10 protein-coding genes are annotated in these 9037 nt (G+C 42.0%); 8 read left to right on the forward strand and 2 right to left on the reverse strand.

From position 1 onward, the window contains the following. Nucleotides 1-204: 204 nt before the first annotated feature. Nucleotides 205-1017: a Cof-type HAD-IIB family hydrolase gene (locus HT708_RS08130; RefSeq protein ID WP_050261843.1), complete on the reverse strand. Its 813-nt coding sequence runs from the start codon at nt 1015-1017 to the stop codon at nt 205-207. 189 nt (nt 1018-1206) lie between these two features. Here HT708_RS08130 and HT708_RS08135 point away from each other — a divergent pair, with 189 nt between their 5' ends. The 6 genes from HT708_RS08135 (at nt 1207) to folB (ending at nt 7275) form a co-directional block, all read left to right on the forward strand. Further along, the gene (locus HT708_RS08135; protein ID WP_172926246.1) at nt 1207-2625 is read left to right on the forward strand and encodes an NCS2 family permease; all 1419 of its coding nucleotides are present in this window, start codon (nt 1207-1209) and stop codon (nt 2623-2625) included. A gap of 52 nt (nt 2626-2677) precedes the next feature. Next, nucleotides 2678-3385, forward strand: coding sequence for a CPBP family intramembrane glutamic endopeptidase (locus HT708_RS08140; protein ID WP_172926247.1), 708 nt, complete (start codon nt 2678-2680; stop codon nt 3383-3385). Nucleotides 3386-3478: 93 nt separating this feature from the next. Then, nucleotides 3479-4456 carry a dihydropteroate synthase gene (folP, locus tag HT708_RS08145; RefSeq protein ID WP_172926248.1) on the forward strand — a complete coding sequence of 326 codons (978 nt, stop codon included), beginning with the start codon at nt 3479-3481 and terminating at the stop codon, nt 4454-4456. Between the two features lies 1 nt (nt 4457). After that, entirely contained in the window at nt 4458-5780 is a 1323-nt protein-coding gene (locus HT708_RS08150; protein WP_172926249.1) for a folylpolyglutamate synthase/dihydrofolate synthase family protein, read from the forward strand. Next, on the forward strand, nt 5761-6315 hold the full coding sequence (folE, locus tag HT708_RS08155) for a GTP cyclohydrolase I FolE (RefSeq protein WP_000380917.1): 555 nt from the start codon (nt 5761-5763) through the stop codon (nt 6313-6315). Before HT708_RS08150 ends, folE begins: the two co-directional genes overlap by 20 nt. A 147-nt stretch (nt 6316-6462) precedes the next feature. Beyond that, the gene (gene folB, locus HT708_RS08160) at nt 6463-7275 is read left to right on the forward strand and encodes a dihydroneopterin aldolase (RefSeq protein WP_172926250.1); all 813 of its coding nucleotides are present in this window, start codon (nt 6463-6465) and stop codon (nt 7273-7275) included. Nucleotides 7276-7320: 45 nt separating this feature from the next. Here folB and HT708_RS08165 read toward each other — a convergent pair whose 3' ends face one another. Next, entirely contained in the window at nt 7321-7638 is a 318-nt protein-coding gene (locus HT708_RS08165) for a DUF960 domain-containing protein (protein WP_000886031.1), read from the reverse strand. Nucleotides 7639-7982: 344 nt separating this feature from the next. Between HT708_RS08165 and rplM the strand changes: the two genes are divergently transcribed. Both rplM and rpsI read left to right on the forward strand, forming a co-directional pair. Further along, entirely contained in the window at nt 7983-8429 is a 447-nt protein-coding gene (gene rplM / locus HT708_RS08170) for a 50S ribosomal protein L13 (protein ID WP_016397194.1), read from the forward strand. Between the two features lie 18 nt (nt 8430-8447). Continuing rightward, nucleotides 8448-8840, forward strand: coding sequence for a 30S ribosomal protein S9 (rpsI, locus tag HT708_RS08175; RefSeq protein ID WP_000075973.1), 393 nt, complete (start codon nt 8448-8450; stop codon nt 8838-8840). Nucleotides 8841-9037 lie beyond the last annotated feature (197 nt).

Below are 9037 nucleotides of genomic sequence, written 5' to 3' on the forward strand. Positions count from 1 at the left end.
TAGAATGCTTTTTGAAAGTAGATGAGTATAACTGGTTGATGAGACTGTGAAAAGAGCATAAAGACCAGCTTGCAAGCTGGTCATACTCTTCGAAAATCTCTTCAAACCACGTCAGCTTCATCTACAACCTCAAAGCAGTGCTTTGAGCAACCTACGGCTAGCTTCCTAGTTTGCTCTTTGATTCTCATTGAGTATCAGTATAGGTTATAAGAATAAGTCTTGTAGGGTTTTGGCAACCCCATCTTGGTCGTTGGTAAGGGAAATTTGCTCATCTGCATAAGGGAGTAGCTCTGGATTGGCATTTTTCATGGCATAACCCTTCCCAGCAAAAGCGAGCATTTCGGTATCATTGTGTTCATCTCCAAAGGCAATCAAATCTTTTTTGTCGCGATTCATTATCTTGAGCAAGTAGTCCAAAGCAAAGGCCTTGTTGACACCTTTTGGGGTACATTCAAGGATATTGAGCGGACCTCCCCAGGTATTGATAGAAAGTTGATGCTGGTAGAAGGCGTTCATGTCTTTTGCCAAGGCATATTTGTCACTGGCTCTGGTCTGCAAGAGGATACAGTTAGGGTCCTTGGTCACCAATTCAGGCTGGAATTGATCTTCAGGCTGGAAAGCTTCTACACCAAATAGTTTGGGATTGGCAATTTCTTCATTGAGATTTGTAATGTAGAATTTTTTACGATATTCTCCAGCGATAAAATCGGCTTGAATGTCCTCTGAACGTTGAACCATATCTAGCAGATATTTTTTGTTTACAGTCAAACACTTTTCAAAATCCCAAACTTGGTCTGGTAAATGAGTAAGGGATCCGTTGAAGTTAATCATAGGAGTGTCTAAGCCCAGTTCACGGTAAAAATCTTTTGACATACGGTAAGGGCGACCTGTCGTAATAATAACCTGATGGCCTTTTTCAGCAACTTTTTTGATGGTTTTTTTGGTAAAGTCAGAAATTTGACTGTCTGAGTTGAGCAGGGTTCCATCCAGGTCAACTGCAATAATTTTTTTCGTCATATGGACCTTTCTAGTGTCTTTTCAGATAAGATGTCTACTATTATAACAAAAAGCAGGCAGAAAAGCAGATTCAAAACCAAAAATGAAATTTCATCAAATTCTTAAATAAATCAAACAAAGATATTGAAAAAGTGAATGATAAATGATATAATTCTATTATTGTTCGTAAAAACTAAAAGGAGATTGATAATGGACAAATTATTTAAACTAAAAGAGAACGGTACAGACGTTCGTACAGAGGTTCTCGCTGGTTTAACAACTTTCTTTGCAATGAGCTATATTCTCTTTGTAAACCCACAAATTCTTTCGCAAACAGGAATGCCTGCTCAGGGTGTCTTCCTTGCAACGATTATTGGTGCAGTTGCTGGTACCCTGATGATGGCCTTCTATGCTAACTTGCCATATGCTCAAGCGCCAGGTATGGGACTCAATGCCTTCTTCACCTTTACAGTTGTATTCGGACTCGGTTATTCATGGCAAGAAGCCTTGGCTATGGTCTTCATCTGTGGAATTATCTCATTGATTATTACCTTGACAAATGTTCGTAAAATGATCATTGAATCGATTCCGAATGCTCTTCGCTCAGCTATTTCAGCTGGTATCGGTGTCTTCCTTGCCTATGTAGGAATTAAGAATGCTGGACTTTTGAAATTCACGATTGATCCAGGCAACTATACTGTTGTAGGAGAAGGGGCTGACAAAGCTCAAGCAACGATTGCAGCAAACTCTTCAGCAGTTCCAGGCTTGGTCAGCTTTAATAATCCAGCTGTTTTGGTGGCTCTTGCAGGACTTGCTATCACAATCTTCTTTGTTATCAAAGGAATTAAAGGGGGAATTATCCTCTCTATCTTGACAACAACTGTTCTTTCTATTGCAGTTGGTTTGGTAGATTTGTCTAGTATCGATTTTGCTAATAACCATGTTGGTGCAGCCTTTGAAGATTTGAAGACAATCTTTGGTGCAGCTCTCGGTTCAGAAGGTTTGGGAGCTTTGATTTCAGATACAGCTCGCTTGCCTGAAACTCTGATGGCCATTCTTGCCTTCTCATTGACAGATATTTTTGATACAATTGGTACCTTGATCGGTACAGGTGAAAAAGTTGGTATCGTAGCGACAAATGGTGAAAATCATCAATCAGCTAAGTTAGACAAGGCTCTTTACTCTGACTTGATTGGTACTTCAATTGGTGCCATCGCAGGTACTTCAAATGTAACGACTTATGTTGAGTCTGCTGCTGGTATTGGTGCAGGTGGACGTACTGGTTTGACAGCCTTGGTCGTGGCAATCTGTTTTGTGATCTCAAGCTTCTTTAGCCCACTTCTAGCGATTGTACCAACAGCCGCTACAGCTCCAATCTTGATTATCGTTGGGATTATGATGTTGGCTAGCTTGAAAAATATCCATTGGGACGACATGGCTGAAGCAGTTCCTGCTTTCTTCACATCTATCTTTATGGGATTCAGCTACTCTATCACTCAAGGGATTGCAGTTGGTTTCTTGACTTACACTTTGACTAAGCTTGTCAAAGGTCAAGCTAAAGATGTTCATGTCATGATTTGGATTTTGGATGCCTTGTTTATCCTTAACTACATCAGCATGGCCCTATAATAGAATGACCCAGGGGGATTTTCCCCCTTTTTTAATACAAAGGAGATCGGTGATGAAAGAGAAAAATATGTGGAAAGAATTATTGAATCGTGCAGGCTGGCTGTTAATCTTTTTGCTGGCGACAATTTTATATCAGCTTCCTATAGGGGTTACTGCTATTTTAACTTTAAATGCAGTACCACTGTTACAATCAGGACTGATAGTTGCTGGTATTTCGATTGTGGTTCTGGTGCTATTTATTATTGGAGCTCGTAAAACGCAATTGGCAAGTTTTAATTTTTCTTTTTTTAGAGCTAAGGATTTGGCACGATTGGGATTAAGTTATTTAGTCATTATATGTTCAAATATACTTGGATCTATCTTGTTACAACTGTCAAATGAGACGACAACAGGTAATCAGTCTCAGATTAACGATATGGTTCAGAATAGTTCTCTGATTTCCAGTTTCTTCTTGCTAGCCTTACTTGCTCCGATTTGTGAGGAAATCTTGTGCCGTGGGATTGTTCCTAAAAAGATTTTCCGAGGCAAGGAGAGCTGGGGATTTGTAGTCGGTACGATTGTGTTTGCTTTATTGCATCAACCAAGTAATTTACCTTCTTTATTGATTTATGGAGGTATGTCGATCGTTCTGTCTTGGACGGCTTACAAGACCCAACGTTTGGAAATGTCTATCTTGCTTCACATGATTGTGAATGGGGTTGCTTTCTGTTTGTTGGCTCTTGTGGTGATCATGAGTCGGACATTAGGGGTTTCTGTTTAAGATTTTTGACAATTGCTTACTTGTTTCTACTGGGAAAAAGATGAATGCAATAGTGTCCATCTTTTTCTTTTTATGGTAAAATAGAAAAATAATATGATGAAAAGCCTTGAGGGAGTGACCGATATGTCAAGTAAAGCCAATCATGCAAAGACAGCTATTTGCGGAATTATCAATGTAACCCCAGACTCCTTTTCGGACGGTGGTCAATTTTTTGCTCTTGAGCAGGCACTCCAGCAGGCTCGTAAATTGATAGCAGAAGGTGCTAGTATGCTAGATATCGGCGGAGAATCGACTCGGCCGGGAAGTAGTAGCTATGTTGAGATAGAAGAGGAAATCCAGCGTGTTGTTCCAGTGATCAAAGCGATTCGCAAGGAAAGTGATGTCCTCATCTCTATTGATACTTGGAAGAGTCAGGTGGCAGAGGCTGCTTTGGCTGCTGGTGCCAATCTAGTCAATGATATCACTGGTCTTATGGGTGATGAGAAAATGGCGGATGTGGTTGCTAAGGCTGGTGCGAAAGTGGTCATTATGTTTAATCCAGTCATGGCGCGACCTCAGCATCCTAGCTCGCTCATATTTCCTCATTTCGGTGTTGGTCAAGCTTTTACAGAGGAAGAGTTAGCTGACTTTGAAAAAATGCCAATCGAAGACTTGATGGAGACTTTCTTTGAACGAGCCCTAGCGAGAGCAGAGGAAGCTGGGATTGCTCAAGAAAACATCCTGCTGGATCCAGGAATTGGCTTTGGTCTGACCAAGAAAGAAAATCTGCTTCTTTTACGGGACCTGGATAAACTACATCAGAAAGGCTATCCAATCTTTCTCGGAGTTTCGCGCAAGCGATTTGTCATCAATATCCTAGAGGAGAATGGTTTTGAAGTCAATCCTGAGACAGAACTTGGTTTCCGCAATCGGGACACGGCCTCTGCTCATGTAACTAGTATCGCTGCGAGACAGGGTGTAGAAGTGGTGCGCGTGCATGACGTAGCTAGTCACAGGATGGCAGTTGAAATTGCCTCCGCTATTCGTCTGGCTGATGAAGCGGAAAATTTAGATTTAAAACAATACAAATAAGATGAAAGAATTTGAAAACAATCAGTGGATTACCAATTACCGGACGGACCAACCGCATTTTGGCTTGGAACGAATGGTGGAACTGTTAGCTTTGCGTGGCAATCCCCATCTCAAACTCAAGGTCATCCATGTCGGAGGGACCAATGGCAAGGGTTCGACCATTGCTTTTTTGAAAAATCTGCTGGAAAAGCTAGGGCTGAGAGTTGGCGTGTTTAGCTCGCCCTATCTCATTCATTACACAGACCAGATCAGCATCAATGGGGAATCCATTCCAGAGGCTAGACTAGAAGCCCTCATGGCAGACTATCAGTCTTTGCTGGAGGGAGAAGCGGTCGCCAATTTGCAGGGGACAACCGAGTTTGAGATTATCACAGCTATAGCCTATGATTACTTTGCCTTGGAGCAAGTAGACGTGGCTATCATGGAGGTCGGCATGGGTGGACTTTTAGATAGTACCAATGTCTGCCAGCCTATTTTGACAGGAATCACAACTATTGGACTGGATCATGTGGCCCTACTTGGTGACACCTTGGAAGCCATAGCAGAGCAGAAAGCTGGTATTATCAAACAAGGTATTCCCTTGGTAACAGGTCGTATCGCTCCAGAAGCTTTGGTTGTGATTGACCGCATTGCGGAAGGGAAAGATGCGCCGAGACTTGCCTACGGAACAGATTATCAGGTCAGCCATCAAAAGAGTGTGGTTACAGGGGAAGTCTTTGACTATACCAGTTCTGTCAGACAAGGTCGCTTCCAGACTGGCCTGCTTGGTTTGCACCAGATAGAGAATGCTGGGATGGCCATAGCTTTACTTGATACTTTTTGTCAAGAAGATGGGCGAGAGCTAGTAAGCAATCACCTGCTTGGTCAAGCCTTGGAAGAAACAAGATGGCCGGGGCGTCTGGAAATCGTGTCAAGAGATCCCTTGATGATTTTGGATGGAGCCCACAATCCCCATGCTATCAAGGCCTTATTGGCAACCTTGCAAGAACGCTTTGCGGATTATCGTAAGGAAATCCTCTTTACTTGTATCAAAACCAAGGCCTTGGAGGATATGTTGGACTTGCTGGGGGCCATACCAGATACCGAGCTTACTCTAACCCATTTTGCGGATAGTCGGGCGACTGATGAAAGCCTGCTGAAAGAGGTAGCCAAGTCTAGAAATCTCAGCTGCCAAGGTTGGCAGGATTTTCTAGAGCAGAAATTGACAGATAAAAAAGAAGAGAAACAAACAGTTAGGATTGTCACAGGTTCTTTATATTTCTTGAGCCAAGTGAGAGCCTATCTGATGGAGAGGAAGAACGAGAATGGATACACAAAAGATTGAAGCAGCTGTAAAAATGATTATCGAGGCTGTAGGAGAGGACGCTAACCGTGAGGGCTTGCAGGAAACACCTGCTCGTGTAGCCCGTATGTATCAAGAGATTTTTTCAGGTCTTGGTCAAACAGCGGAGGAACATTTGTCAAAATCCTTTGAGATTATTGATGATAATATGGTGGTAGAAAAGGATATTTTTTTCCATACCATGTGTGAACACCACTTCTTGCCATTTTATGGGAGAGCGCATATTGCCTATATTCCAGATGGCCGTGTGGCAGGTTTATCTAAGCTAGCCCGTACGGTTGAAGTTTATTCGAAAAAACCACAAATTCAAGAACGTTTGAATATCGAAGTGGCCGATGCCTTGATGGAGTATCTAGGTGCTAAAGGAGCCTTTGTTGTCATTGAGGCGGAACATATGTGTATGAGCATGCGTGGTGTCAGAAAACCAGGTACTGCAACCTTGACGACAGTAGCTCGTGGTCTATTTGAAACAGATAAGGACCTTAGAGATCAGGCTTATCGTTTAATGGGACTATAATACTCTTCGAAAATCAAATTCAAACCACGTCAGCTTCCATCTGCAACCTCAANNGCAGCCTACGGCTAGCTTCTTAGTTTGCACTTTGATTTTCATTGAGTATAAAAAGAATCCGCTTTGGGCGGATTTTTCTAGAAAGGAATCATTATGGATCAACTGCAGATTAAGGATTTGGAAATTTTTGCCTATCATGGTCTTTTTCCTAGTGAGAAGGAATTGGGGCAGAAGTTTGTCGTTTCAGCTATCCTATCCTATGATATGACCAAGGCAGCGACAGATTTGGATTTAGCAGCCTCTGTCCATTACGGAGAATTGTGCCAGCAGTGGACGACTTGGTTTCAGGAAACGAGTGAGGATTTGATTGAAACAGTAGCCTACAAACTGGTGGAACGTACTTTTGAGACCTATCCTCTTGTCCAAGAAATCAAGTTGGAACTGAAAAAGCCTTGGGCGCCAGTGCATTTGCCACTAGATACATGCTCAGTAACCATCCATCGCCGTAAGCAACGAGCCTTTATCGCCCTAGGAAGCAACATGGGAGATAAGCAAGCGAATTTGGAGCAAGCCATTGAGAAAATGCGAGCTCGTGGCATCCATATTCTTAAAGAGTCCAGTGTTTTGACGACGGAGCCTTGGGGTGGTGTGGAGCAGGATAGCTTTGCTAATCAGGTGGTTGAGGTAGAAACATGGTTGCCTGCCCCAGTCTTGTTAGAAACATTGTTGGCTATTGAGACAGAGATGGGACGGGTGCGAGAAGTGCATTGGGGACCTCGTTTGATTGATTTGGACTTGCTCTTTGTGGAGGACCAGGCCATTTACACAGATGAGCTTATCTTGCCCCATCCTTACATAGCAGAACGCCTTTTTGTTCTTGAGTCTCTACAAGAAATTGCGCCTCATTTTATCCATCCGACATTAAAGCAACCTATTCGCAACTTGTATAATGCTTGGAAACAATAGAAAAAACTCTAGTTTTCAGTCACTTGCAACTGAAGGCTAGAGTTTTTAAAATAGGTCATTTTCTTCTGGGAGGAGGATAGTTTCTCTACCGTCCATGTCTAAAACCAGTACTCTTGGGGGATAACGAGGGTCGAAAGGATGGTTAAAGTCAAAATCAATGGCTGTAGGGAGGTGTTGACTTGAAAAGTGGAAGGTAATCTTTCCTTGGTTATTAAGCAATTGAAACTCGAGTTCTTCTTCCAATTCAAAGACATTTTTTAAGAAATGGTCGATGATATACCAAAAAGAGTCAATGATGTCATCAGGCAAGCTGGTAACAATGCCAAAACTAGCAGACCGCATGTGGGTATTGGTAAAAGCCATATCTCTGTCCCCTTTCTTTTCCCTTATCATACAGCAAATAGGATTAAAAATCAAGAAAAGGTGATTTTTTGAAAAGGATTTTAGCTACAGGGAAAAATTCCCAAAAATCTACCGAAGTTAATAGGTAAATTCCCAAATTAACTTGATTATATAACTTTCAGTTACTTTGAGAAGTTACCGAAAAATATTTTTCATATCTATTGACTTTTAGGGGTGAAATTTGGTATGATAGTAGGCGGTATTGTTTACCCCATTTGAAAGGCCCCGGAACCTTCCAAATACTTTTCGATGGGAAGGAACACCCATCATCGTAAACAAAAATCGAACTATATATAGGAGAAATCATGAACAAAACAACATTTATGGCTAAACCAGGCCAGGTTGAACGTAAATGGTACGTAGTTGACGCAACTGATGTACCACTTGGACGTCTTTCTGCAGTAGTTGCTAGCGTACTTCGCGGAAAAAACAAACCAACATTTACACCACACACTGATACAGGTGACTTTGTGATTGTTATCAATGCTGAAAAAGTTAAATTGACTGGTAAAAAAGCAACTGATAAAATCTACTACACTCACTCAAACCACCCAGGTGGATTGAAACAAATCTCTGCAGGTGAACTTCGTTCTAAAAATGCAGTACGTTTGATCGAGAAATCAGTTAAAGGTATGCTTCCACACAATACTCTTGGACGCGCTCAAGGTATGAAGTTGAAAGTATTTGTTGGAGCTGAGCACACTCACGTTGCACAACAACCAGAAGTTCTTGACATTTCAGGACTTATCTAAGGAAAGGAACAATAAAGTATGTCACAAGCACAATATGCAGGTACTGGACGTCGTAAAAACGCTGTTGCACGCGTTCGCCTTGTTCCAGGAACTGGTAAAATCACTGTTAACAAAAAAGATGTTGAAGAGTACATCCCACACGCTGACCTTCGTCTTGTCATCAACCAACCATTCGCAGTTACTTCAACTGTAGGTTCATACGACGTTTTCGTTAACGTTGTAGGTGGTGGATACGCTGGTCAATCAGGAGCTATCCGTCACGGTATCGCTCGTGCCCTTCTTCAAGTAGACCCTGACTTCCGCGATTCATTGAAACGCGCAGGACTTCTTACACGTGACTCACGTAAAGTTGAACGTAAGAAACCAGGTCTTAAGAAAGCTCGTAAAGCATCACAATTTAGTAAACGTTAATTCGAAAGAATTACTATACTTATACAGAGCACCTTTCGGGGTGTTCTTTTTTTATACTTTCTTACTAAATTGGTGCAATTGACACAGTTGTTGCGACTTTATACTCTTCGAAAATCTTTTCAAACCACGTCAGCTCTATCTGCAACCTCAAAACAGTGTTTTGAGCAACCTGCGGCTAGCTTCCTAGTCTGCTCTTT

This window comes from Streptococcus sp. 3613 (assembly GCF_013277375.1).
In the GTDB taxonomy this organism is placed as follows: domain Bacteria; phylum Bacillota; class Bacilli; order Lactobacillales; family Streptococcaceae; genus Streptococcus; species Streptococcus pseudopneumoniae.

Excerpts from the sequence above, each read along its gene's own strand:
- rpsI (WP_000075973.1), top strand. The coding sequence starts at position 8,448 with ATGTCACAAGCACAATATGCAGGTACTGGACGTCGTAAAAACGCTGTT.
- folE (WP_000380917.1), top strand. The coding sequence starts at position 5,761 with ATGGATACACAAAAGATTGAAGCAGCTGTAAAAATGATTATCGAGGCT.
- HT708_RS08165 (WP_000886031.1), bottom strand. The coding sequence starts at position 7,638 with ATGGCTTTTACCAATACCCACATGCGGTCTGCTAGTTTTGGCATTGTT.
- HT708_RS08140 (WP_172926247.1), top strand. The coding sequence starts at position 2,678 with ATGAAAGAGAAAAATATGTGGAAAGAATTATTGAATCGTGCAGGCTGG.
- HT708_RS08150 (WP_172926249.1), top strand. The coding sequence starts at position 4,458 with ATGAAAGAATTTGAAAACAATCAGTGGATTACCAATTACCGGACGGAC.
- HT708_RS08135 (WP_172926246.1), top strand. The coding sequence starts at position 1,207 with ATGGACAAATTATTTAAACTAAAAGAGAACGGTACAGACGTTCGTACA.
- rplM (WP_016397194.1), top strand. The coding sequence starts at position 7,983 with ATGAACAAAACAACATTTATGGCTAAACCAGGCCAGGTTGAACGTAAA.
- folB (WP_172926250.1), top strand. The coding sequence starts at position 6,463 with ATGGATCAACTGCAGATTAAGGATTTGGAAATTTTTGCCTATCATGGT.
- HT708_RS08130 (WP_050261843.1), bottom strand. The coding sequence starts at position 1,017 with ATGACGAAAAAAATTATTGCAGTTGACCTGGATGGAACCCTGCTCAAC.
- folP (WP_172926248.1), top strand. The coding sequence starts at position 3,479 with ATGATGAAAAGCCTTGAGGGAGTGACCGATATGTCAAGTAAAGCCAAT.